The sequence below is a fragment of the Streptomyces sp. NBC_00236 genome (assembly GCF_036195045.1).
GTDB lineage: Bacteria > Actinomycetota > Actinomycetes > Streptomycetales > Streptomycetaceae > Streptomyces.
Map to the genome: position 1 here is coordinate 4,357,270 of NZ_CP108100.1, position 23,600 is coordinate 4,380,869.

Consider the following 23,600-nt stretch of genomic DNA (forward strand, 5'->3'; position numbering starts at 1 on the left):
ACCGCTCGGCAGCCTTCCCACCAGCCCCGTATTTCCACACGAAAGATCCCAGGCAATGTCTGAGACAACAGGTGCTTCCTACGCGGCAGCGGGCGTCGACATCGAGGCCGGCGACCGCGCCGTAGAGCTGATGAAGCAGTGGGTGAAGAAGACCCAGCGCCCCGAGGTCGCGGGCCTCGGCGGCCTCGGCGGCTTCGCCGGACTCTTCGACGCCTCGGCGCTCAAGCGCTACGAGCGTCCGCTGCTCGCCTCCGCCACGGACGGCGTCGGCACGAAGGTCGACCTCGCCCGGCAGATGGGCGTGTACGACACGATCGGCCACGACCTCGTCGGCATGGTCGTGGACGACCTCGTCGTCTGCGGCGCCGAGCCGCTCTTCATGACCGACTACATCTGCGTCGGCAAGGTGCATCCCGAGCGTGTCGCGGCCATCGTGAAGGGCATCGCCGAGGGCTGTGTCCTGGCAGGCTGCGCCCTGGTCGGCGGCGAGACCGCCGAACACCCCGGCCTGCTCGGCCCGGACGACTTCGATGTCGCCGGTGCCGGTACGGGCGTGGTCGAGGCCGACCGCCTGCTGGGCCCGGACCGCATCCGCAAGGGTGACGCCGTCATCGCGATGGCGTCGTCCGGTCTTCACTCCAACGGGTACTCGCTGGTCCGCCACGTCGTCTTCGACCGCGCCGGCTGGTCGCTGGACCGCGAGGTCGAGGAGTTCGGCCGGACGCTCGGCGAGGAGCTCCTGGAGCCGACCAGGATCTACTCCATGGACTGCCTGGCGCTGACCCGTACGACCGAGGTGCACGGCTTCAGCCACGTCACCGGCGGCGGTCTGGCCAACAACCTGGCCCGGGTCATCCCGGACACCCTGCACGCCACGGTGGACCGTTCCACCTGGACGCCCGGCGCGGTCTTCGACCTCGTCGGCAAGGCCGGTCAGGTCGAGCAGCTGGAGCTGGAGAAGACGCTCAACATGGGTGTCGGCATGATCGCGATCGTCCCCGCCGAATCGGTGGACGCGGCCCTGACGACGCTGGCCGACCGCGGCGTCGACTCCTGGGTCGCGGGCGAGATCACCGACCGCGGTGCGCACACGACGGGCGCCGAGCTCGTGGGCGGGTACGCGCGCTGAGTGCGGGCCCCGCGCAGGATGCCCTCAGGTGGCGGCGGGCGGGCCGTGGAGGCCCGCCCGCACGGACACCACGGGCCACGCGGCGCCCAGGCCGAGCGTCATGGACATGCGCGAGGGTGGAGGCACTGTCCGACCAGCATGGACATGCGCGAGGGTGAGGCATTGTCCGACCAGCATGGACATGCGCGAGATCGGAGCCCAACCGAACGCCATGAACATGACGCCCGGGTCGCCCACGGTGAAGGCCGAGAACGGCGCACGCTCCGGACCGGGACAGCACAGAACCCGGTCCGGGACGAGCCCGGACCGGGTTGATGTGTCAGCGCGAGGTCAAGCGCCGCGGCGCTGTGACGACGGCCCGGACTGATCGTCCGCGTCCGCGTCCTCGTCGTCGTTGTACTGATCCGCGTACTGTGCGTACGGGTCATCTTCCTCGTCGTCGTCCTCGAACGGCTCGGCGTTCGGTGGTTGACTCGAAGGTGATGCGCCCAGCTCATTGGCCAGACGCGACAGGTCAGTCCCGCCGCTGCTGTACTTCAGCTGACGGGCGACCTTGGTCTGCTTGGCCTTTGCCCGGCCGCGCCCCATGGCTCGACCCCCTCGGTGACGGGGCTCGACGGCCCCAGAGTCTTGACACGCGTTCATGTTTCAGGACGGACTCTCGGCAGAGAGGCCGTACCTGTGCTTTAACGGTACCTGCTTCCGCGGCCATACGGTACGCCGCCCGCATCACGTGCCTCGGAAGAGGACCCGCGAGGAGCTGGTCCTCGCTGGTCAACTGCGATTTTAACCTCATATTGGCATGCGACCCGCCGACCGGAGTGAGTCTTGTCTCGCCGGTCGGCGGGTCGTTGTGCCACGCACGGTGATGACGCCTCACCGGGGTCCCCGCACGGTCACCTTCGCAGTCGGCCCGGAGGTCAGCCGCGGCGGGCGTCGGCCATCCGCTGCTCGGCGATCCGGTCGGCCGCCGCGGCCGGCGGGATGCCGTCTTCCTTCGCGCGTGCAAAGATCGCCAAGGTCGTGTCGAAGATCTTCGACGCCTTCGCCCTGCACCGGTCGAAGTCGAAGCCGTGCAGCTCGTCCGCGACCTGGATGACACCGCCCGCGTTCACCACGTAGTCGGGGGCGTAGAGGATCGACCGGTCGGCCAGGTCCTTCTCGACACCCGGGTGCGCGAGCTGGTTGTTGGCCGCGCCGCACACCACCGAGGCGGTGAGCACCGGAACGGTGTCGTCGTTGAGCGCGCCGCCCAGCGCGCACGGTGCGTAGATGTCCAGACCCTCGGTACGGATCAGTGCCTCGGTGTCCGCCGCGACGGCGACCTCGGGGTGCTTCTCGGTGATCCGGCGCACGGACTCGTCCCGCACATCGGTGATCACGACCTCTGCGCCGTCCGACAGCAGGTGCTCGACGAGGTGGTGGCCCACCTTGCCCACACCCGCGACCCCCACTTTCCGGCCACGCAGCGTCGGGTCGCCCCACAGGTGCTGGGCCGAGGCCCGCATGCCCTGGAAGACGCCGAACGCGGTGAGCACGGAGGAGTCGCCGGCGCCGCCGTTCTCGGGAGAGCGGCCGGTGGTCCAGCGGCACTCGCGGGCCACGACGTCCATGTCGGCCACATACGTGCCGACATCGCAGGCCGTCACATAACGCCCGCCGAGCGAGGCCACGAAGCGGCCGTAGGCCAGCAGGAGTTCCTCGGTCTTGATCTGCTCGGGGTCGCCGATGATGACGGCCTTGCCGCCGCCGTGGTCGAGACCGGCCATGGCGTTCTTGTACGACATGCCGCGCGCGAGGTTCAGCGCGTCCGCGACCGCCTCCTCCTCGGAGGCGTACGGGTAGAAGCGGGTGCCGCCGAGGGCCGGGCCCAGAGCGGTGGAGTGGAGGGCGATGACGGCCTTGAGGCCGCTGGCACGGTCCTGGCAGAGCACGACTTGTTCGTGGCCCCCCTGATCCGAGTGGAACAGGGTGTGCAGGACGCCGTTGGTCACATCGGTCACTGTGGTGACTCCCAAGTACGAAGCGGCGGGAAGACCCTCCTGAAGGTGGGGAGGGTCCGGGCGGGCCGACCGGCACGGCCGGTCCGTCCGGGCAAGAGCGTAAGTCCTCGGCGGACGTAGATCTGTTCCAGTGCCGAGGATCACCCCCTACAGGAGTACGGGCGTGACACGATCGCTGCATGTCGGTGGTGTCTTCGGTGCTCGTCCCTTATGCGTCCTACCTCCGGGTGTACGAGCCACTGGCGGCCTTCCCGGCGGCCGAACGTGCTCACTGGGCCCGCTATGCGGGCCGCGAGCGGATCCCCACGGCCCAGGACGAACTGCGCCGCTCCCTGGCGGACTTGGCGGCGACCCCGCCGGTCGGCGTGCCGGCGCACGAGAGTGCCGACGCGTTCGTCGCCGAGGTGGACGGTGTGGTGTGCGTCTGTCCGTGGCGGACGCGGCTGCGCGGGTGGCTGGCGCTGGACGGGCTGACGGACATGTTTCCCGGTGCGGTGCTCGACGCGGTGCTGCCGCCGGTGGTGCGCGGGCAGGCCGTGGCCGACCACGAACGGTGGGCGGAGCACAATCCGGACGCCCGGCCGTGGATCAGGACCGCGGTGTGGCAGGTCCCGGTGCGGTGGTTCGTCCTGTTCTCGGACGAGGAGCGTGAGTACCTGGAGGCGGGGGAGGAGGGTGAGCCGCCTCTGCTGCGGTACCGGACGCCGATGGTCCAGGCGCGGCGCCGGCTGGCACGGGGGCTGAAGACGCTGCGGGACTCCATGGAGGACGGTCCGCTGACCGAGGGGCTGGTGGACGTCGGGCGGTGGCTCGAGGAGTTCCATCCGCGCGCGCTCGTGGAGCTGGACTACGGAGGGCTGGTGCACGCCCTGCCGGCGAAGCAGCTCGCGGCGGACCGGAGCGCCGCCGACGTGGCCGAGGGCATCGCGGCACTGGGTGCCGGGGACGCCGAGAGGGCGAGCGAGGCTTACGCGCGTCTCGCGGAGCGCTGGCGTTCCGTGAGGGACCGCCAGTTCGCGAACTGACGATCGAACTGACGAGCCATGAACCTGTGACCCACGTGACACGTGAGGGTGAAGAGGCGGAACCGTACCTCAGTGGTCTCGGGACCTACGTCCCGAACCGGGCCTTTGCCTCAAGCGTGATGGATAGCACTTACGGGGCCCTTGCGTCCTTCCCTACTCCTCGTGCCAAAATAGGACAAGGAGTCCGGGGAGGGCTCCTTCCGTCCAAGTAAGGGCGGAATGCTCAGCATTGCACTCTATGGGGGGTCTGATGACTCCTGATCGCTCTGTGACTGATCGTCACGGTGGTGTGACTGTCCGCTATGGCATGGTCCATCGGCTTCCGTCGCTGATGAACACCTGGGAGGGCAATTCCATCGGTTTGGCCGACGTGGCTGGACGGATGGTGTAGTTGTAGTGCCGAGGACAAGCCGTTCGTCCTATAACCGACTCGGCCCGCGTCCGCCATTTCGGGCAACGCGGGTCAAGGTGCAGAATTTAGAGGAAAGAACCGAGATGGTTCGGTTCTCCCGAGGAGGCCGCTCATGACCGCTCGCACCCCTGATGCCGAGCCGCTGCTGACCCCGGCTGAGGTTGCCACGATGTTCCGCGTGGACCCGAAGACGGTTACCCGTTGGGCCAAGGCAGGCAAGCTCACGTCCATCCGCACGCTCGGTGGACATCGCCGGTACCGCGAGGCAGAGGTCCGCGCACTGCTTGCGGGTATTCCGCAGCAGCGCAGCGAGGCCTGACATACCCCTGTCGCCGCGTCACAACTGGGCTTTTGGGTCCCCCAACCCACATAGCTCACCCATAGCTCCATATGACGGGCGCCCGCCCCAACGGGCGCCATACCTGTGCCATACGGGTTCCGTCATGAGATCGCGCTGGACTCCGCCGGGTCCAGCGCGATCTTTTTTTGTCCGCGCGGCCGACGTGGGACTCTCGTCGTCACCCTCGCTCCTGTCCGCGATCCGCCACTGGAAACCGGGCGTCCGGTTGGCTCCGGACGGGTCTCCCGTGCGTGCGCCGGACTCTGTGCGGGGCGTTGCGCCTCGCCGTCCAGGGGGTGGGTGCAGGGGGAGCCGGAGGTTCCCCGGGGCATCCCTGTCGAGTGGTGCAATTGCACATATTAAATTCGCCAGTTGTAGGAAGGGTGTAAAGCCACCCCTTCTGAAAACTGATTCGGTGACACCCGTCACATGGCATGAGTCTTGCCAACTACGAGCCTGCCACTGTTGAGGAGCGGAAAGCCACGCCATTGGTCACGCGGCGGGAGGACTTTCGTCCCCCGCCCACTCGGTGCCGCGCCGCCCGCCGGGGCCCGGATGGCCACCGTCCGGGCCCGCGTCGGCGCCATCGGGCGACGCCGAGCCGTGCGCGAGGACGAGTCGCGTGGTCATCCGGGCGGAGGCGGGCCGCCTCGCGAGGGCGTGAGGGCCGGTGTCCGGAGCCGCGGAGTGGGCCGACGCCGGCCCCTCCGAGGGTGACGGAGTCGACCTGGGTCCCGTCACGGGCTGCGCGGTCTGTTCCCGCGCTTCGGAAGCCATCACATGCCCTCCGGTCTGTTCCGGTGGCGGTTCCGGGGGCGCCACCGCCGACGGGGTCGCTCCGGGCGGTCCAGGGTCTGCCGGGGGCGCGGGCGCCGTTCCTGCCGGTCCGGGGCCGGTCGAGGTCGCGGGCGCCGTTCCTGCCGGTCCGGGGCCGGTCGGGCCGGTCCGGGCGGGCTCGCGTATTCCGGGGTCCGTGAGGGCCGCCTGGGGTCCCTCGGGCTGCTCGGGGTCGCCCAAGGCCACCGAGGCCGTTTCCGTCGCCCCGGAGGCCGTCAGGGGCTCCATGGCGAGCCTCAGTAACCGTGCGCAGACCGCGCAGTGCCGGGTGAGGTGGCGATAGCCCGAGGCCGCCGCCAGGTGGGCGCGCAGCAGCGCCCGGATCTCGTGCCGGGGCGTCCTGCGGCGCACCGGCGGCGGGGCGGTGCCCGAGGGCTGTGCCAGGACCGGCTCGCGGGCACCGGACCGGTCCTGAGGCAGGTTCTCGCTCGTGGATGCCGCCATCCGCGCCACCTCCCGGTGGATGCGCGCCGCCCCTCCCGGAAAACCAGGGGCAGCCCTTGGTTCTGAGTACTCGTCGGCGGACACCGGAGTCAAGACGCGCGAAAGCCCGGATCCAGAGGATCCGGGCTTTCGTTACTGCGGTCCTGACGGGATTTGAACCCGCGGCCTCCACCTTGACAGGGTGGCGAGCACTCCAAACTGCTCCACAGGACCTCGTTTTCGCGGCTGCCTTGCGGCTGGCTGCGAAACCAGACTGTACAGGAGGTCGGAGGGTGCGGTCGACCTCACTCCTGGTGGTGGAGCCGTTACGCGCCCGCCCCCGGGCCCGCTGCGCGCCCACCGCCGGGCGCTCTACGGGGCGGCGGCGTCGATCGCCTTCACGATCCGCTTGTCGGAGACGGGGAACGCGGTGCCCAGGGCGTGCGCGAAGTAGCTGACCCGCAGCTCCTCGATCATCCACCGGATGTCCAGGACCTCCTGCGGAACGGGCCTGCCCTGCGGCAGTTGCTCCAGCAGCCAGGCGTACTCGTCCTGCATCTCGTGGACCTTCTCCATGCGCGTGGTGTCGCGCTGGACGTTCGTCGGCATCTGCTGGAGCCGGCGGTCCTCGGCGACCAGGTAGCGCATCAGGTCGGGCAGCCTGCGCAGCCCGGTCAGGGTGACGAACCCGGACGGCACGAGCCGGGCGAGGTGGTCCCGTACGTCCGTGACGTTGTTGATCAGGACCAGGCTGTTGGTGGACTTCAGCCGGCGCTCGCAGGCCTGCCAGGCCGCCAGGATCTGCTGGACCTGGCCGATCGTGCGGACGGTCAGGTCCACCAGATCGGCGCGCACCTTGTCGTACAGCTTCCGGAACGACGCCTCGTCCCAGGCCGGACCGCCGTGTGCGGCGATCAGCCGGTCGGCGGCCGCCGTCGCGCAGTCGTCGAAGAGCGCCTGGATGGAACCGTGCGGATTGCGGGAGAGGGCCAGCTTCTGCTGGTTCGTGAGCTTGTCCGAGGCGAACTTCGCGGGGTTCACCGGGATGTTCAGCATGATCAGCTTCCGGGTGCCGCGCCACATCGCCTGCTGCTGCTCGGCCTCGGTGTCGAAGAGCCGTACGGCCACGGTGTCGCCCTGGTCGACCAGGGCCGGGAAGGCCTTGACCGGCTGCCCCGCCCGCCGCGTCTCGAAGACCCGGTCCAGCGTGCCGATCGTCCAGTCCGTGAGGTTCGAGCGCTCGATGGACTCCCCGGACGGCCCCGCGGTCGCCGCAGCGGCCTTGGAGAGGGCCTGACGGGCCTTGGGGCGCAGCTGGACGCGCAGCGCCTCCAGGTCCTTGTCCTCGGCGACCTTGCGGCGCCGCTCGTCGACGACCCGGAAGGTGATCTTCAGGTGGTCCGGGACCCGGCTCAGGTCGAAGTCGTCCGCGGTGACCGGGACCCCGACCATCCGCTGGAGCTCACGGGCCAGGGTGAAGGGCAGTGGCTCCTGGAGGGGCACGGCCCGGTCCAGGAACTTGTCCGCGTAGTTCGGCGCGGGGACGTAGTGCCGGCGGATGGGTTTGGGCAGCGAGCGGATCAGCTCGGTGACCACTTCCTCGCGCAGGCCCGGGATCTGCCAGTCGAAGCCCTCGGACGTGACCTGGTTGAGCACCTGGAGCGGGATGTGGACGGTGACACCGTCGGCGTCCGCGCCGGGCTCGAACTGGTACGTCACACGGAACTTGAGCTTGCCCTGCCGCCAGGAGTCCGGGTAGTCGTCCTTGGTGACGGCCCCGGCCTTCTCGTTGATGAGCATGGAGCGCTCGAAGTCCAGCGCGTCCGGCTCGTCCTTGCGCTTGTGCTTCCACCACGAGTCGAAGTGCGCGCCGGAGACGACGTGCTCGGGGATCCGCTGGTCGTAGAAGTCGAACAGGGTCTCGTCGTCCACGAGGATGTCGCGGCGCCGGGCGCGGTGCTCCAACTCCTCGACCTCGCCGAGGAGTTTGCGGTTGTCGTGGAAGAACTGGTGGTGCGTGCGCCAGTCGCCCTCGACCAGGGCGTTGCGGATGAAGAGATCCCGCGAGGCCTCCTGGTCGATCCGGCCGAAATTGACCTTGCGCTGGGCCACGATGGGCACGCCGTACAGCGTGACCCGCTCGTACGCCATCACCGCCGCCTGGTCCTTCTCCCAGTGCGGCTCGCTGTAGGTGCGCTTCAGCAGGTGCTGGGCCAGCGGTTCGATCCACTCGGGCTCGACCCGGGCGTTGACCCGCGCCCAGAGCCGGGACGTCTCGACCAGCTCGGCCGACATCACGAACCGCGGCTGCTTCTTGAAGAGCGCCGACCCCGGGAAGATCGCGAACTTGGCGCTGCGGGCGCCCAGGTACTCGTTCTTCTCGGTGTCCTTCAGCCCGATGTGCGAGAGCAGGCCGGCGAGCAGCGAGGTGTGCACCGACTGTTCGGGGGCGTCGTCCTCATTGAGCTCGATGCCCATCTGCTTGGCGACCGTACGCAGCTGCGCGTAGATGTCCTGCCATTCGCGGATGCGCAGGAAGTTCAGATACTCCTGCTTGCACATCCGGCGGAAGCTGGAGGACCCGCGCTCCTTCTGCTGCTCGCGGATGTAGCGCCACAGGTTCAGGAACGCCAGGAAGTCGGACGTCTCGTCCTTGAACCGGGCGTGCTGCTGGTCGGCCTGCGTCTGCTTCTCGGACGGCCGCTCGCGCGGGTCCTGGATGGAGAGCGCGGAGGCGATGACCATGACCTCGCGGACACAGCCGTTCCGGTCGGCTTCGATGACCATGCGGGCGAGGCGCGGATCCACCGGCAGCTGCGAGAGCTTGCGCCCCAGCGGAGTCAGCCGCTTCTTCGGATCCTTCTCCTCCGGATCCAGCGCGCCCAGCTCCTGGAGGAGCTGCACGCCGTCGCGGATGTTGCGGTGGTCCGGCGGGTCGATGAAGGGGAACTTCTCGATGTCGCCGAGACCGGCCGCGGTCATCTGGAGGATGACGGAGGCCAGGTTCGTACGGAGGATCTCCGGGTCCGTGAACTCCGGGCGCGTGACGAAGTCGTCCTCGGAGTACAGCCGGATGCAGATGCCGTCCGACGTACGGCCGCAGCGGCCCTTGCGCTGGTTGGCGCTGGCCTGCGAGATCCGCTCGATCGGCAGCCGCTGGACCTTGGTGCGGTGGCTGTAGCGGGAGATACGGGCGTTGCCCGGGTCGATCACGTACTTGATGCCGGGAACGGTCAGCGAGGTCTCGGCGACGTTCGTCGCGAGGACGACCCTGCGGCCGGTGTGGCGCTGGAACACGCGGTGCTGCTCGGCGTGCGACAGGCGTGCGTAGAGAGGGAGCACCTCGGTGTGTCTGAGGTTGCGTTTGCCCAGCGCGTCCGCGGTGTCGCGGATCTCGCGCTCGCCGGAGAGGAAGACCAGGACGTCGCCGGGACCTTCGTTCTGGAGCTCGTCGACGGCGTCGCAGATCGCGGTGATCTGGTCGCGGTCGGAGTCCTCGCTGTCCTCCTCCAGGAGCGGCCGGTACCGCACTTCCACGGGGTACGTACGCCCGCTGACCTCGACGATCGGGGCCTCGCCGAAGTGCCGGGCGAAGCGCTCCGGGTCGATGGTCGCCGAGGTGATGACGACCTTCAGATCGGGGCGCTTGGGCAGCAGCCGGGCCAGATAGCCGAGCAGGAAGTCGATGTTCAGCGACCGCTCGTGGGCCTCGTCGATGATGATCGTGTCGTACGCGAGCAGTTCGCGGTCCGTCTGGATCTCGGCGAGCAGGATGCCGTCCGTCATCAGCTTGACGAAGGTCGCGTCCTGGTTGACCTGGTCGGTGAAGCGGACCTTCCAGCCCACCGCCTCGCCCAGCGGGGTCTTCAGCTCCTCGGCGATCCGCTCGGCCACCGTGCGCGCCGCGATCCGGCGCGGCTGGGTGTGTCCGATCATGCCGCGGACGCCACGGCCCAGCTCCATGCAGATCTTGGGGATCTGGGTGGTCTTGCCGGAGCCGGTCTCACCGGCGACGATCACGACCTGGTGGTCGCGTATCGCCTCCAGGATCTCGTCCTTCTTCTGGCTGACCGGCAGCTGTTCGGGGTACGACAGGGCAGGCATCCGCCCGGCCCGCAGCGCGAGCCGCCCGGCTGCCTTCGTGGCCTGGGCCGCGATCTCGTCCAGCACGGCCTGCTGGGCCTCGGGCTTGCGAATGCGGCGCGCGCCTTCGAGGCGGCGGCCGAGCCGGTGCGCGTCGCGGAGCGAGAGCTGCCCGAGCTGGGACTGGAGATCGGCAAAGGAAGTAGACATACGGGTCCCAGGATCTCACCCGGGCCCGAGGAAGGGCGAACCTATTTCCCGCGGTCTCGGTCACCGGACCCGTACGACCGGGGACGGGGCGATCACAGCACGTACCATTCCGGACAGTCGATCTCTCTGCCGAGCCCCTGCCGGAAGGCCTGTCCGCCGTGTCCCGTTCGTCGTGGTGCTGCCTGGTGGGGGCCCTCGCTGTCGTCCTGGGGCTGTTCTGCGGGCCGTCGACGGCTGCCGCGTCGACAACACCTTCCGCGGGTCCGGCCGTGGCCGTGTCCATGAGCATCGGGCAGGGGGACGGGCTTCCCGGGTGCGGCAAGCAGGGCAAGCACGACGGCACCGAGCCGGCCGTTCCCGGGCGGGCCCGCGCGGCCCACGACCAGGCGCCGGGCCTCGCCGAATGGGGTCTGCCCGCCGCCACCGTCCCGCTGCCGGTGCGGCGGCTCGTGCCGATGACGCTGCGCGGACCCGACGCGGCCGCGCCGACCCCGGTGGAACTCTCCGTACTGAGGGTGTAGACGGCTGCCCTGTCCCTGCCGTCCCTCTCCTTCCTCTCGCACCACCAGCTCGGAGTTCCGCATGCCCACGTCCATGCCCAAGCCGTCCCCGAAGCCGTCGTCGTCGGGCAAGCCGTCGCCCCGCCGGCCGCAGCCCCGCACGACCGGCCGCAAGCCGCTGATCTACGGCGCCGCGGTCGTCGTCGCGGCAGCGCTGCTCGGTTACGTGTCCTACCGGGCCACCGCCCCCGATTCCCCTGCCTCCTCCCCGTCCTCAGCGGCCGATGTCACCGCGGACCCGGGCGAGGGCGTCTACCCGGAGCTGGCGAAGCTGGCCCGGCGCGACGCCGGCGACAAGCTGGCGCTGGGCCGGGCGGACGCACCCGTCGTCCTCATCGAGTACGCCGACTTCAAGTGCGGCTACTGCGCGAAGTTCGCCCGGGACACCGAACCCGCCCTGGTGAAGAAGTACGTCGACAACGGCACCCTGCGCATCGAGTGGCGCAACTTCCCGATCTTCGGCGCCGAGTCCGAGGCCGCCGCACGCGCCTCCTGGGCCGCCGGGCAGCAGAACCGCTTCTGGGAGTTCCACCGTGCCGCGTACGCCGACGGAGTCAAGGAGAAGGGGTTCGGAAAGGGCCGGCTGAAGGCCCTCGCCCACCAGGCCGGGGTGCCCGACCTCGACCGCTTCCTCCGCGACACGGACGGCACAGCGGCCGCGGCAGCCGTGAGCAGGGACCAGGAGCAGGGGTACGGAATCGGCGCGACGTCCACGCCGTCCTTCCTGATCAACGGCCGCCCGATCGCCGGGGCGCAGCCGGCGGAGACCTTCACCCAGGCCATCGAGCAGGCGGCCGACCGGGCGAAGAACCTGGGCAGCGCGGGCCAGGACACCAAGGGCTCCGCCGGTCCGGAGGACGCAGAAGGCGCCCAGGGAACCGCGTCCCCCCACGGGTCCGCGAAGTGACGGCGGACATCGGCTACTTCGCCGCGTTCCTCGGCGGGCTGCTGGCCCTGCTCAGTCCGTGCAGCGCCCTGCTGCTCCCCGCCTTCTTCGCGTACTCCATCGACTCCGCCTCCCGGCTGCTCGCCCGGACCGGGATCTTCTACGCGGGCCTCGCCACCACCCTCGTCCCGCTCGGCGCCGCAGGCTCGTACGCCGGAAGGCTCTTCTACGGACATCGCGACGCCCTCGTCCTCGGCGCGGGCTGGCTGATCATCGGGCTCGGCGTCGCCCAGATCATCGGTCTGGGCTTCGCCTCCCGCCGGATCTCCGAGCTGAGCGGCCGGATCCGCCCCACGACCGCGCTGTCCGTCTACGCGCTCGGTGCCGTCTACGGCCTCGCCGGTTTCTGCGCGGGACCGATCCTCGGCAGCGTCCTCACCGTCGCGGCCGTCAGCGGCAGCGCGGCGTACGGAGGGCTGCTGCTCGCCGTGTACGCACTGGGCATGGCGGTGCCGCTGTTCCTGCTCGCGCTGCTCTGGGAGCGGTTCGATCTGGGCCGGCGGGCGTGGCTCCGCGGACGTGCCCTGCGGCTCGGCCGCTTCGAGCTGCACACCACGACGCTGCTGTCGGGCCTCTTCTTCATCGGCCTCGGCGCGCTGTTCCTCGCGTACGACGGGACGACGGCGTTGCCCGGGCTGCTGAACGTGGACCAGTCGTTCGCCGTCGAGCAGTGGGCCCGGGGCATCGGCGAGCGTGTGCCGGACGGGGTGCTGCTGGTGGCGGTGGTGGGTGTGGTGCTGCTGGTCCTCGCGGCGCGGTCCGGGCGGCGCCGGGGCCGCACCGGCGTGGACGGCACGAACACCGCCGAGCGGGAGGGCGCCTGACACGACGAAGGCCCCGTCCATCGGACGGGGCCTTCGGGTGGTGGCTGGGGCCGGGATCGAACCGGCGACCTATCGCTTTTCAGGCGATCGCTCGTACCAACTGAGCTACCCAGCCACGCAGCTCACAAAGGGCTGCAGCGGTCCTGACGGGATTTGAACCCGCGGCCTCCACCTTGACAGGGTGGCGAGCACTCCAAACTGCTCCACAGGACCAAGCTTTGTGCGACTAAGTGTCGCACAGGTTGTGCGTGCCCCCAACGGGATTCGAACCCGTGCTACCGCCTTGAAAGGGCGGCGTCCTGGGCCACTAGACGATGAGGGCAGAACTGCTGGTACAGCTTGCTTCCACGTCCGTCGCCCGAAGGGAAAGTGAAGAAGCGGGTGACTCCGCTTCCCCCCAAGAGGTTCGGCTTCTCCTTCAACCTTTGAGGTTTCAGAACGGTCGAGCCCTGACCGGCGCCCTTGGGCACGTCGGAGACTGTACACGGGGCTTTCGGTGTCAGCCAAACCGAATAGGGGACGGCGTCGCGTCGGGTTCGCTCTTCTTGGGCAGGTGGCGGCTGACCTCGGCGGTCGTCAGGCCGAGGCCGCCCAGGGTGATCTCGTCCCAGGCCTGCAGACGGCGGGTGGAGCGGTCCAGATAGAGCACCGACGCGAGCACCTGTTCCGGCTTCTCGTTCTGTACGGCACGCAGGCCGCCGCCGCCCGTGGAGCCCTCGACCATCAGCCGGGTGCCGCCCTTCATGACCTCGTTCTGCCGGTGGTGGACATGGCCGGCCAGCGCGAGGGGGACCAGCCCGTCCGTCTGCCTGACCGCCTCCGGCTCGTGGGCGACGGCGATGTCCGCCGGAGTGCCCGCCCGCCGCTGATCGCGCAGCGCGGCGGCGAGCCGCAGACCGGCCGACCGCTCGACCCCCTCCGCCTGCTCGGGCCCCGTGCGGTCCGGGGTGAACTGCGGGTCGCCGATGCCGGCGACCCGCAGCCCGCCGACGGTCACCGCGCGGCCCCCGTCCAGCACGTGCACGTTCTTGAAGCGCTTGTTCTTCTCCAGGTACTGCTGCGTCACCTTCGAGTCGTGGTTGCCGCGGACCCAGACATAGGGCGCGCCCAGGTCGCTGATCGGGTCGAGGAAGCTGTTCTCCACGGCCGCCCCGTGATCCATCGTGTCGCCGGAGTCGATGATCACGTCGATGTCGTACTGCTCGACGAGCGATCCGATGATGTGCCACGCCGCGGGGTTGAGGTGGATGTCGGAGACGTGCAGGACGCGGAGCGTGGCGGGGTCCGGGCTGTACACGGGGAGCGTCGAGGTGGCGTCGTACAGCTTGGTGACGTTGGTGACCAGGCGGGCGAGTTCCTGCTGGTAGACGTCGAAGTCGGTGACGATCGAGCGGGCGTCGCCGACGACGGAGGGGGCGCTGGACAGCAGCCCGGAGAACTTCGGCTCCAGGACCGACTCCGGGTTCCAGGTGGCGTACGCCCCCACGCCCGACGCGGTCAGCAGTGCGAGCGCGAGCCCTCCGGCGGCCAGGGCGCGCCGGGGCCTGCGGTAGACGGCGAGGCCGAGTGCGGTGGCTCCGGAGACGACCGCCACGCAGGAGCGCACGGCGAGCTCGCGGGCCCCGGCGCCGACGTCGTCACCGACCTCGGTCTCCAGGCCGGCGAGCCGTTCGGGGTGCTGGACCAGGGCCTCGGAGCGGACCGGGTCGAGGCGGTCGATGTCGACGTCGAGCCGGACCGGGGCGCGGTGCGAGTCGAGCTCCAGGGCGCCGAGCGGGGACACGTTGATCTTGGTGCCGCCGCTGAGGGAGGGCCGCAGGGTCATGGTCGTGTCCATCGGGCCGACGGGCGCGCGGACGCTGCCGACGACCAGCAGCCCCAGCCAGGCGCCGAACAGCACGACGGCGACCAGGCCGAGCGCGCGGGCGAACGGATGCGGTACCGCGCCGGGAAGGCCGCCGGTACGGGGGCGGCGGCCGGACCGTCCGGCGGAGCGCGGTCGTGGGCGGAGGCGGATGAGGTGCCGGACACGGGCTGCTGCGGCACGGAACGGGTCGCGGGCCATTGGGCGCGTATGCCCCGGCGAGGAGGCGGCTATGCGCATCCGGCGCACCGGGGCACATCCGGCGGCCGTACGTGACAATGGCGGGGTGCTGGAGATGACGCGAGAAGCGTTCGAGGAACTGGTCGGTGAGGCGCTCGACCGGATTCCACCGGAGCTCACCCGGCTGATGGACAACGTCGCGGTGTTCGTCGAGGACGAACCCGAATCAGATGATCCGGAACTGCTGGGGCTCTACGAGGGCACGCCGCTGACCGAGCGCGGTGAGTGGTACGCGGGCGTGCTGCCGGACCGGATCACCATCTACCGGGGGCCGACGCTGCGGATGTGCGAGTCGCGCGAGGACGTGGTGGCCGAGACGGAGATCACGGTCGTGCACGAGATCGCCCACCACTTCGGCATCGACGACGAGAGGCTGCACGCGCTCGGCTACGGGTGAGGGGCGGTCCCGGGCCGGCCGCTGGAGGCCGGAGCGGGCCGGGTCAGGGGTGACATGCGGCACACCGTGAGGTGTGAATGAGGTGTGCGGGCCTGCCCGAGGGCGTGTCCCCGGTGGGGCGGCGGGAGTTGGGCACAGCGCTCCCGGCTCGTTTCCGAGTTGCCCCGTCCTTCTTCGCGCCCCCGGAGGTGCCCCTGTGCGCCAGTTGCCCGTTCCCGTCCGCTGGGCGGCCGTCACCGCGGTGACGATCGCCGCGTCCACCGGCTGCATGAGCATCGGCTCCGACGGCGGGAAACCGGCGCCCTCCGGCTCCGCCGTGCCGAAGGGTTCGGTGGCCGAGCCGGACGGTTCCACGGTGGCCGGGACCGGCCACGCCCGTACGGGGGGCGGCGCCGGGGCGCAGTCCGAGCGCAGGGCCGGCCGGTCCGCCGGCCCGAGCGCCTCCGTCACCCCCTCGGGCAGCCCCGGCGCCGAGTCCGATCGGTCCGGCCCGGCGAAGGGGGGCCGCCCGCCGGCGCAGACGCCCTCGGCGCCGGGACCCGGGGTCCCCGAGCAGCCGGAACCGCCGACGCCGTCCGACCCGGGCCCCGGCACCCCCGAGAGCCCGCAGCCGCCGACTCCGCCGGAGCCCGACCCGGAGCCCTCCGAGCCGGCGCCGCCGGTGCCGTCCGCGTCACCGGCCGCTCAGCTCCGGCAGGACACGACGGGTGCGCCGGACGCCCTGTACGCGATGCGGACTCCGGAGGCATCACCGCAGGTGGGACCGGCCTGAGGGGGTGGCCGGCCGGAGACGGTTTGCGTAATGGGGGGAAGAGTGCGTATGGTTATAGATCGTTTGATCCCATTGCCCGGCGCCGACACAGAAGAGCGCCGTGTGGCGCGTACTCTCCCTTGCCGTGGCTGGACCGCATTGAGGCGGTCGAAATTGCGAAAACACGGAGTTACGGGCGCGTGCCGAGACTCCGAGAGGTTTCGCATTTCGCATGTCAATTTCCAGTTCTGACCACACCGTCATGCCCGAGAACGTCGAGAACAACGTCGAGAGCGCCGAGCTCATCGAGGCCGCAGAGGCCGTTGTCGCCGAGGTCGCGGAGACCGTAGAGGTCGCCGACTCCGTCGAGACCGACGCCCCCCGGGCCGACTCCGCCGAGCAGGCCGACACCGACGCCGCCGACGAGGCGGACGCCGAGCCGACCATCACGTTCGCCGAGCTGGGCCTGCCCGAGGGCATCGTCCGCAAGCTCGCGCAGAACGGTGTGACCGCGCCCTTCCCGATCCAGGCCGCGACCATCCCGGACGCCCTGGCCGGCAAGGACATCCTGGGCCGTGGCCGTACCGGCTCCGGCAAGACCCTCTCCTTCGGTCTGCCGACCCTGACCGCGCTGGCCGGTGGGCACACCGAGAAGAAGAAGCCCCGCGCGATCATCCTCACTCCCACCCGTGAGCTCGCGATGCAGGTCGCGGACGCACTGCAGCCCTACGGCGACGTGCTCGGCCTGAAGATGAAGGTCGTCTGCGGCGGTACGTCGATGGGCAACCAGATCTACGCGCTGGAGCGCGGTGTCGACGTCCTCGTCGCCACCCCGGGCCGCCTGCGCGACATCATCAACCGGGGCGCCTGCTCCCTGGAGAACGTCCAGGTCGCCGTCCTCGACGAGGCCGACCAGATGTCCGACCTGGGCTTCCTGCCCGAGGTCACCGAGCTGCTCGACCAGATCCCCGGTGGCGGCCAGCGCATGCTCTTCTCCGCCACCATGGAGAACGAGATCGGCACGCTGGTCAAGCGTTACCTGAGCAACCCGGTCACCCACGAGGTCGACTCCGCCCAGGGCAACGTCTCCACGATGTCGCACCACGTCCTGGTCGTGAAGCCGAAGGACAAGGCGCCGGTCACCTCCGCCATCGCCGCCCGCAAGGGCCGCACGATCATCTTCGTCCGCACCCAGCTGGGCGCCGACCGCATCGCCGAGCAGCTCATCGAGGCCGGCGTCAAGGCGGACGCCCTGCACGGCGGCATGACCCAGGGCGCCCGTACGCGCGTTCTCGAGGACTTCAAGAAGGGCTTCGTCAACGCGCTCGTCGCGACCGACGTCGCCGCGCGCGGTATCCACGTCGACGGCATCGACCTGGTCCTGAACGTGGACCCGGCCGGTGACCACAAGGACTACCTGCACCGCTCGGGCCGTACCGCCCGTGCCGGCAAGTCCGGTGTCGTCGTCTCCCTGGCGCTGCCGCACCAGCGCCGCCAGATCTTCCGCCTGATGGAGGACGCGGGCGTCGACGCCTCGCGCCACATCGTCCAGGGCGCGGGCGTCTTCGAGCCGGAGGTCGCCGAGATCACCGGCGCCCGTTCGCTCACCGAGGTCCAGGCCGACTCCGCGAACAACGCCGCCAAGCAGGCCGAGCGCGAGGCCGCCGACCTGACCAAGCAGCTGGAGCGCATCCAGCGCCGTGCCGTGGAGCTGCGCGAGGAGGCAGACCGCCTGGTCGCCCGCGCCGCACGTGAGCGGGGCGACGACCCCGAGGCAGCGGTGGCCGAGGTCGCCGCCGAGGCGGAGGCCGCACTGCTGGCCGCCACCTCCGTGCCGGAGCAGCCCGCAGCGCGCGATGAGCGTCGCGACGACCGCGGCAACTACGGGCGTCGCGACGACCGTGGCGGCGACCGCGGTGGTTACCGGGGCGGCAACGACCGTACCGGCGAGCGCAGCGGCCGTCCGGCCGGCAGCAACGGTTACCGCGGCAGCAGCGACCGTCCGTCGTTCCGCGGCAGCAACGACCGTCGTGAGGACCGCCCGGTGGGCGGTGGCTTCCGCTCCGGTGGCGGCGACCGTCGTGACGACCGTGGCGGCCGCTCCTTCGAGCGTCGTGACAACGACCGCCCGTCGTTCAACCGCGACCGTCGTGACGAGCGTCCCTCGGGCGGTTTCCGCTCCGGTGGCGGCGACCGTCGTGACGACCGTGGCGGCCGCTCCTTCGAGCGTCGTGACAACGACCGCCCGTCGTTCAACCGCGACAACGACCGCCCGTCGTTCAACCGCGACCGTCGTGACGACCGCCCCTCCGGTGGTTTCCGCTCCGGTGGCAGCGACCGCCCGTTCAACCGCGACCGTCGTGACGACCGCCCGGCGGGCGGCTTCCGCTCCGGCGGCAGCGACCGCCCGACCGGCCGCCGCGACGACCACCGCGGTGGCACCGGCACGGGGACCGGCACCGGTACCTTCGGCCGCCGCGACGACAAGCCGCGCTGGAAGCGCAACGGCTGATCGTCCGACCGCGATCGCCTGATTGCTTGGCAGGGCCCGTACACCGCTTCGGTGTACGGGCCCTGCGGCGGTTTGAACGAGTTCGAATCTCTCTACCGGGGCCTGCGCTCCTCCTGTTAATGTCACCTCGTTCGCATGAGGGGTCGGGGCCGGGGGGCTTTCACTTCGCGCAGACCGCGGCACAGGGTGCCGCGTCCTCCTCATGCCTCTTCGAGGGTGTCCGGGAGGGACTCAGCTTGAGACGTCACATGGGCGTGCGCAATGCGGTCGCCGTTGTTGCGGCCATAGTCGTGGGCGCGGGATTCGTACCACTGAACGCAGGACCCGCACGCGCGGCGGCCGGCACCGAGGTGGTCTTCCCCGCAGACGTCGCCGCGCAGCCGAGGACGGTCATTCCTCTGTCGGCCGGGCCGACGGGGTACCTCCGGTACGAGGAGGGGCGCGGCCAGTTCTGGAGTACGTACAGCGGTGAGAACCACATCATCTACAACGACCTCGAGGGGCCCGAGGCCGACGGCACCTACGGCGCCGGGGCCGACGTCGTGGCGGCGTACCGGAGCCGGGGAGCGGGCCAGACCGGCGAGATCCGGCTGTTCGACGTGGCCGCCGGCCGCAATTCCTATCTGGCCTTGCCCGTCGGGCATGAGTACGTGGGTACCTACGGGACGACGGTCGTGACGCACAGCCGTACGAGCCCTACGGCCGCGCCGGAGTGGCATCTGCTGCGGCTCGTCAACGGTTCTGTCCAGGACACCGAGGTCGTCGGATGGCCCGAGGGCGCCGAGCGTCCTCTCAAGGCGGTCACCGGTGGGGCAGATGGCGTGCTCGTGCAGTACGGCCGAGGCGCCGTCCTCCGGCCGTTGTGGATCTCCCTGTCGACCGGAGTGGCCCGCCCGGTGGGCCCGGACGTTCCTGTCGGGTCGGCGTCGACGGTGGTGTCACGGGACCACGTCGTGGAGTGGACCAAGGACGGCAAGGCGACGGTCTATGCCAAGGACAGCACGTCGCAGTCCGGCCCGCTGGCGGTCAGTCAGGTGGTGGGGCTTCCGTATGCGGAGGGCGACAGGCTTCTCGGACTCGCGGGGGATCAGCTGGTGGTCGCACGCGCCTCCGGGCAGGGGGGCTCGACCCCGTACCGCCTCGTGACCGTGCCGTTGGACGGTGGTCCCGAGAAGGCGATCTTCGCCTACGGACGGGCCGACGCCATGCCCACCCCGGACGGCGGGCTGCTCGTGGTGGCCGGTTCCACCCCGGACGGGCTGGGAGTGCAGCTGATCCGTTCCGGTGCCGGCGGACCGACAGTGGGCAAGTTGACCGACGTCACACCGGCGACGTCGCGGCCGCACGATCTGAGCTTCAGCCAGGGGACGCTCGAATCGCTGGAGTTCCTGCCCGACCAGCTCAAGGGCTTCCGCTCGCGAACGGTCTCGGTCTCGGGCCCGCTTGCCGTCACTGGCACGGGGCCGGCCGGTGACCGTGGTTTCGACCTTGCGGATTGCGGGGACAGCGAGGGGTGCCCCACCCTGTTGGCCACGGGCGACGGGCGATCCGTGATCATGCCATCCCCCAATGGCGGTGGCGACCAGATGCCTTCGCTCGTGGGACCGGGCGGGGCCGAAGCCGTACCGTTGTCGGTCCCCGGACTCTCCTCCTTCCACGTCGAAGACGTGTCGGGCCGCTACGCACTGGGTCGGGGCAGTCGTGCTGACGGCAGTCACGCCGGTTTCGTCACCGTCGATCTGGACACGGGGACGCTGCTGGCAAGCATGCCTTTCAGCGGCGAGTACGCCGATCTGTACGGAGACCGGGTGTGGGGTGCGGGGGCCGTGGCGGGCACGGTGGTCAGTCGTGACGCACGGACCGGCACGGTGAAGGAGACCGTGGACCTCGGCTCCGGGTGCAAGGCGGAAGACATCAAGGTGACCTCGCACTGGCTCAGTTGGGACTGTGCCGGACTCCCCGCCAGGGGTGGCGTCTTCGATCTCGAGAAGAAGACCAATCTGACGCATCTCGATCCGGTGTCCGTGCTCGGTGACGGTTTCGTCGGGTGGCGCAACGGGGACGACGTGCGTATCACTGATGTTCGCGGCGCGACCCCCGTACCGGTGCACACCTACTCGATGGCCGGCGACGGCGAGCGTGAGCAGCAGTACGCCATCGACACCGGCACCGGACGTATCGCGTATCAGCGCGAGGCCGATGGGGATATCACGGTCGCGGACCTGGGCATCCCCGCGTCCCCGATGGCCCGCATCGATTCCGACGTACCGGCATCGGCCACGGTGCGGGGCGGAGTCCCCTCCTGGGCGGCGCGCTGGTGGTTGTCGAAGCCCGCGGCGTCCTGGCAGCTGACGTTGAAGAGCAGGGCCACGGGCGCCACCGTCCGGACTCTCGTGGGTGGAGAAGCGCGTGGCTCGGTGAAGGCGGTGTGGGACGGCAAGGACGCGGCGGGGCGGTTCGTCGCCAACGGAGCGTATGACTGGAGGCTGTCGGCGAAGCCGGCCGATGGACAGGGTGCTGACCTCACGGCTTCGGGATCGGTGAAGCTGTCGGGCAGCGCGGCCGTTCTTCGCGACTTCGTCGGAAACGACGGCTTCGGTGACCTGCTGGCGTTCACCTCGGCAGGCGTGGCCGACTTCCGCGGCGGCACGGGCGACGGAACCGGCGCGGTGCATGCGAAGGTGTCGGGCTCGGGCTGGACGGGTGCGAACACCGTGACGGCGGCGGTGCCGTTCGGCGATGTGAACGGCGACCGGTGCAATGACGTGCTGGTGCGGGTGAAGAGTGGTGAGTTGCGGGCGTACAAGCCGTCGTGCGGCGGGGCGTTGAAGCCGACGACCGCGTTCACGAAGATCGGCCTGGGCTGGAACATCTACGACGCCCTCACCTCGCCGGGTGACCTGACCGGGGACGGCAGGGCGGACGTGATCGCCCGTGAGACGTCGACCGGATACCTGTACCTGTACGAGCAGACGAGCGCCGGTGCGTTCAAGGCGCGCGTCAAGATCGGTACGGGCTGGAAGGGCTACCTGCTGGCCGGTGCCGGTGACCTGAACGGTGACGGCAGGGGTGACCTGCTGGCCCGGGACGCGGCCGGGGTGTTGTGGCGGTACGCCGGGACCGGCAAGGGCACGCTGGCGGCCCGGGTGAAGGTCGGCGGGGGCTGGCAGGTCTACAACTCGCTCGTCGGAGTCGGTGACGTGAGTGGTGACGGCAAGGCCGATCTCCTCGCCCGTGACACGGCCGGCGTGCTGTGGTCCTACCGGGGCGACGGCAAGGGGCTGTTCGGCTACCGCGCGAAGGTCGGCGGCGGCTGGCAGATGTACTCCAGGCTCTACTGACGCAGGCGCGGTCCGCCTCTTCCCAAGAGGACGCGACGCGCTCGGCCGTCATACCGGTCCGCGTCCGACGCATGTCGTGCCCCCGGCGAGGGAATCGCTGGGGGCATGACAATCAACCCACCTGGAGCGCCTTCCGAACAACCGTCCCCAACTACCCCGCAGAGCCTTTCGAAGCCCGGGGCCGCCACAACGTCCCCGCCCCCCGGCTCCGACGAGGCGCGGCTGGCCGAGCTCGGCTATACGCAGGTGCTCGCCCGCCGGATGTCCGCCTTCTCCAACTACGCGGTCTCGTTCACGATCATCTCGGTCCTCTCCGGCTGCCTCACGCTCTACCTGTTCGGCATGAACACCGGTGGCCCGGTCCTGATCACCTGGGGCTGGGTCGGCGTCGGGCTGATGACGCTGTTCGTCGGTCTGGCGATGGCCGAGATCTGCTCGGCGTACCCGACCTCCGCCGGCCTGTACTTCTGGGCCCACCGGCTGGCCCCACCCCGCTCGGCGGCTGCGTGGGCGTGGTTCACCGGGTGGTTCAACGTGCTGGGCCAGGTCGCCGTGACCGCCGGGATCGACTTCGGGGCGGCGTCGTTCCTCGGCGCCTACCTGAACCTCCAGTTCGACTTCGAGGTCACCCCCGGCCGCACGATCCTCCTCTTCGCCGCGATCCTGCTGCTGCACGGCCTGCTGAACACCTTCGGCGTGCGCATCGTCGCGATCCTCAACAGCGTCAGCGTCTGGTGGCACGTGCTCGGAGTCGCCGTGATCGTCGGCGCGCTGACGTTCGTACCCGACTCGCACCAGTCTGCGTCGTTCGTCTTCACCGAGTTCGTGAACAACACCGGCTGGGGCAGCGGCTTCTACGTGGTGATGATCGGGCTGCTGATGGCTCAGTACACCTTCACCGGCTATGACGCCTCCGCCCACATGACCGAGGAGACGCACGACGCCGCGACCGCCGGCCCGCGCGGCATCGTCCAGTCCATCTGGACCTCCTGGATCGCGGGCTTCGTCCTCCTCCTCGGCTTCACCTTCGCCATCCAGTCGTACGACGGAGCCCTGGCCTCCCCGACCGGCGCCCCGCCCGCCCAGATCCTCCTCGACGCCCTGGGGGCCACCACGGGCAAGCTCCTGCTCCTCGTGGTGATCGGGGCCCAGCTCTTCTGCGGCATGGCGTCCGTGACCGCGAACAGCCGGATGATCTACGCGTTCTCACGGGACGGCGCCCTGCCGTTCTCCCGCGTCTGGCACACGGTCAGCCCCCGCACCCGCACCCCCGTGGCCGCGGTCTGGCTGGCCGCCTCCGGCGCTCTGGTCCTGGGCCTTCCGTACCTGATCAACGTCACGGCGTACGCGGCCGTCACCTCCATCGCGGTGATCGGCCTCTACATCGCCTACGTCATCCCGACGCTGCTCCGCCTCCTGCGCGGCGACGACTTCCGCCCCGGCCCCTGGCACCTCGGGCGATGGTCCCGGCCCATCGGCATCGTCGCGGTGGTGTGGGTGGCGGTGATCACCGTGCTCTTCATGCTGCCCCAGGTCTCGCCCGTCACGTGGGAGACCTTCAACTACGCCCCGGTCGCCGTCCTGGTGGTCCTCGGTTTCGCCGCCACGTGGTGGTTCGCCTCGGCCCGCCACTGGTTCCTCAATCCGGATCACAAACGCACGATCGCCCGCGGCAACGCCCGCTGACGGCGGCCGCTCCCACG

16 protein-coding genes and 4 tRNA genes are annotated in these 23,600 nt (G+C 70.2%); 11 read left to right on the forward strand and 9 right to left on the reverse strand.

What is annotated here, in order from left to right:
- Positions 1 to 55 precede the first annotated feature (55 nt).
- On the forward strand, positions 56 to 1,129 hold the full coding sequence (gene purM, locus OG446_RS19700) for a phosphoribosylformylglycinamidine cyclo-ligase (RefSeq protein ID WP_328895286.1): 1,074 nt from the start codon (positions 56 to 58) through the stop codon (positions 1,127 to 1,129).
- Positions 1,130 to 1,459: 330 nt separating this feature from the next.
- On the opposite strand, the gene OG446_RS19705 is transcribed toward purM, so the two are convergent.
- Both OG446_RS19705 and OG446_RS19710 read right to left on the reverse strand, forming a co-directional pair.
- The gene (locus tag OG446_RS19705) at positions 1,460 to 1,717 is read right to left on the reverse strand and encodes a DUF3073 domain-containing protein (RefSeq protein WP_328895287.1); all 258 of its coding nucleotides are present in this window, start codon (positions 1,715 to 1,717) and stop codon (positions 1,460 to 1,462) included.
- A gap of 332 nt (positions 1,718 to 2,049) precedes the next feature.
- Entirely contained in the window at positions 2,050 to 3,132 is a 1,083-nt protein-coding gene (locus tag OG446_RS19710; protein WP_328895288.1) for a Leu/Phe/Val dehydrogenase, read from the reverse strand.
- A 179-nt stretch (positions 3,133 to 3,311) separates the two neighbouring features.
- Here OG446_RS19710 and OG446_RS19715 point away from each other — a divergent pair, with 179 nt between their 5' ends.
- Both OG446_RS19715 and bldC read left to right on the forward strand, forming a co-directional pair.
- A complete protein-coding gene (locus OG446_RS19715; RefSeq protein WP_328895289.1) occupies positions 3,312 to 4,157 on the forward strand; it encodes a hypothetical protein in 846 nt (281 codons plus the stop codon).
- A 524-nt stretch (positions 4,158 to 4,681) separates the two neighbouring features.
- Complete coding sequence (bldC, locus tag OG446_RS19720; protein WP_003949541.1) at positions 4,682 to 4,888, forward strand: developmental transcriptional regulator BldC; 207 nt, start codon at positions 4,682 to 4,684, stop codon at positions 4,886 to 4,888.
- Positions 4,889 to 5,401: 513 nt separating this feature from the next.
- Here the strand turns inward: bldC and OG446_RS19725 are convergent.
- The 3 genes from OG446_RS19725 to hrpA all read right to left on the reverse strand — a co-directional run bounded on the left by OG446_RS19725 (position 5,402) and on the right by hrpA (position 10,462).
- A complete protein-coding gene (locus OG446_RS19725) occupies positions 5,402 to 6,190 on the reverse strand; it encodes a DUF6274 family protein (protein ID WP_389261656.1) in 789 nt (262 codons plus the stop codon).
- Between the two features lie 138 nt (positions 6,191 to 6,328).
- Positions 6,329 to 6,403, reverse strand: a tRNA-Asp gene (locus OG446_RS19730).
- Between the two features lie 138 nt (positions 6,404 to 6,541).
- Complete coding sequence (gene hrpA, locus OG446_RS19735; protein WP_328895290.1) at positions 6,542 to 10,462, reverse strand: ATP-dependent RNA helicase HrpA; 3,921 nt, start codon at positions 10,460 to 10,462, stop codon at positions 6,542 to 6,544.
- A 281-nt stretch (positions 10,463 to 10,743) separates the two neighbouring features.
- On the opposite strand from hrpA, the gene OG446_RS19740 reads away from it, so the two are divergent.
- The 3 genes from OG446_RS19740 to OG446_RS19750 all read left to right on the forward strand — a co-directional run bounded on the left by OG446_RS19740 (position 10,744) and on the right by OG446_RS19750 (position 12,792).
- Positions 10,744 to 10,983 carry a hypothetical protein gene (locus OG446_RS19740; protein WP_328895291.1) on the forward strand — a complete coding sequence of 80 codons (240 nt, stop codon included), beginning with the start codon at positions 10,744 to 10,746 and terminating at the stop codon, positions 10,981 to 10,983.
- Between the two features lie 61 nt (positions 10,984 to 11,044).
- A complete protein-coding gene (locus tag OG446_RS19745) occupies positions 11,045 to 11,929 on the forward strand; it encodes a DsbA family protein (protein ID WP_328895292.1) in 885 nt (294 codons plus the stop codon).
- Positions 11,926 to 12,792 (forward strand): cytochrome c biogenesis CcdA family protein, encoded by an 867-nt coding sequence (locus tag OG446_RS19750; protein ID WP_328895293.1) that lies wholly within the window; start codon positions 11,926 to 11,928, stop codon positions 12,790 to 12,792. The genes OG446_RS19745 and OG446_RS19750 overlap by 4 nt, the downstream gene beginning before the upstream one ends.
- Before the next feature lie 38 nt (positions 12,793 to 12,830).
- On the opposite strand, the gene OG446_RS19755 is transcribed toward OG446_RS19750, so the two are convergent.
- From OG446_RS19755 to OG446_RS19770, 4 genes are all read right to left on the reverse strand, one after another.
- A tRNA-Phe gene (locus tag OG446_RS19755) sits at positions 12,831 to 12,907 on the reverse strand.
- Positions 12,908 to 12,930: 23 nt separating this feature from the next.
- A tRNA-Asp gene (locus OG446_RS19760) sits at positions 12,931 to 13,005 on the reverse strand.
- Between the two features lie 36 nt (positions 13,006 to 13,041).
- Positions 13,042 to 13,114, reverse strand: a tRNA-Glu gene (locus OG446_RS19765).
- 177 nt (positions 13,115 to 13,291) lie between these two features.
- Positions 13,292 to 14,857: a metallophosphoesterase family protein gene (locus OG446_RS19770; protein WP_328895294.1), complete on the reverse strand. Its 1,566-nt coding sequence runs from the start codon at positions 14,855 to 14,857 to the stop codon at positions 13,292 to 13,294.
- Positions 14,858 to 14,942: 85 nt separating this feature from the next.
- Here OG446_RS19770 and OG446_RS19775 point away from each other — a divergent pair, with 85 nt between their 5' ends.
- The 5 genes from OG446_RS19775 (at position 14,943) to OG446_RS19795 (ending at position 23,583) form a co-directional block, all read left to right on the forward strand.
- The gene (locus tag OG446_RS19775) at positions 14,943 to 15,293 is read left to right on the forward strand and encodes a metallopeptidase family protein (RefSeq protein WP_206309567.1); all 351 of its coding nucleotides are present in this window, start codon (positions 14,943 to 14,945) and stop codon (positions 15,291 to 15,293) included.
- A gap of 196 nt (positions 15,294 to 15,489) precedes the next feature.
- Positions 15,490 to 16,065 (forward strand): hypothetical protein, encoded by a 576-nt coding sequence (locus OG446_RS19780; protein WP_328895295.1) that lies wholly within the window; start codon positions 15,490 to 15,492, stop codon positions 16,063 to 16,065.
- 241 nt (positions 16,066 to 16,306) lie between these two features.
- Positions 16,307 to 18,556 carry a DEAD/DEAH box helicase gene (locus tag OG446_RS19785; protein ID WP_328895296.1) on the forward strand — a complete coding sequence of 750 codons (2,250 nt, stop codon included), beginning with the start codon at positions 16,307 to 16,309 and terminating at the stop codon, positions 18,554 to 18,556.
- Positions 18,557 to 18,804: 248 nt separating this feature from the next.
- Positions 18,805 to 21,897 carry an FG-GAP-like repeat-containing protein gene (locus tag OG446_RS19790; RefSeq protein WP_328895297.1) on the forward strand — a complete coding sequence of 1,031 codons (3,093 nt, stop codon included), beginning with the start codon at positions 18,805 to 18,807 and terminating at the stop codon, positions 21,895 to 21,897.
- Between the two features lie 105 nt (positions 21,898 to 22,002).
- Positions 22,003 to 23,583 (forward strand): amino acid permease, encoded by a 1,581-nt coding sequence (locus OG446_RS19795; RefSeq protein WP_328895298.1) that lies wholly within the window; start codon positions 22,003 to 22,005, stop codon positions 23,581 to 23,583.
- Positions 23,584 to 23,600: the final 17 nt, after the last annotated feature.

What these genes read in the sequence shown, in the direction of transcription:
- bldC (WP_003949541.1), top strand. Translation starts at nt 4,682, where the DNA reads ATGACCGCTCGCACCCCTGATGCCGAGCCGCTGCTGACCCCGGCTGAG.
- OG446_RS19740 (WP_328895291.1), top strand. Translation starts at nt 10,744, where the DNA reads ATGAGCATCGGGCAGGGGGACGGGCTTCCCGGGTGCGGCAAGCAGGGC.
- OG446_RS19715 (WP_328895289.1), top strand. Translation starts at nt 3,312, where the DNA reads ATGTCGGTGGTGTCTTCGGTGCTCGTCCCTTATGCGTCCTACCTCCGG.
- OG446_RS19790 (WP_328895297.1), top strand. Translation starts at nt 18,805, where the DNA reads ATGGGCGTGCGCAATGCGGTCGCCGTTGTTGCGGCCATAGTCGTGGGC.
- OG446_RS19745 (WP_328895292.1), top strand. Translation starts at nt 11,045, where the DNA reads ATGCCCACGTCCATGCCCAAGCCGTCCCCGAAGCCGTCGTCGTCGGGC.
- hrpA (WP_328895290.1), bottom strand. Translation starts at nt 10,462, where the DNA reads ATGTCTACTTCCTTTGCCGATCTCCAGTCCCAGCTCGGGCAGCTCTCG.
- OG446_RS19725 (WP_389261656.1), bottom strand. Translation starts at nt 6,190, where the DNA reads ATGGCGGCATCCACGAGCGAGAACCTGCCTCAGGACCGGTCCGGTGCC.
- OG446_RS19770 (WP_328895294.1), bottom strand. Translation starts at nt 14,857, where the DNA reads ATGGCCCGCGACCCGTTCCGTGCCGCAGCAGCCCGTGTCCGGCACCTC.
- OG446_RS19785 (WP_328895296.1), top strand. Translation starts at nt 16,307, where the DNA reads ATGCCCGAGAACGTCGAGAACAACGTCGAGAGCGCCGAGCTCATCGAG.
- purM (WP_328895286.1), top strand. Translation starts at nt 56, where the DNA reads ATGTCTGAGACAACAGGTGCTTCCTACGCGGCAGCGGGCGTCGACATC.
- OG446_RS19705 (WP_328895287.1), bottom strand. Translation starts at nt 1,717, where the DNA reads ATGGGGCGCGGCCGGGCAAAGGCCAAGCAGACCAAGGTCGCCCGTCAG.
- OG446_RS19795 (WP_328895298.1), top strand. Translation starts at nt 22,003, where the DNA reads ATGACAATCAACCCACCTGGAGCGCCTTCCGAACAACCGTCCCCAACT.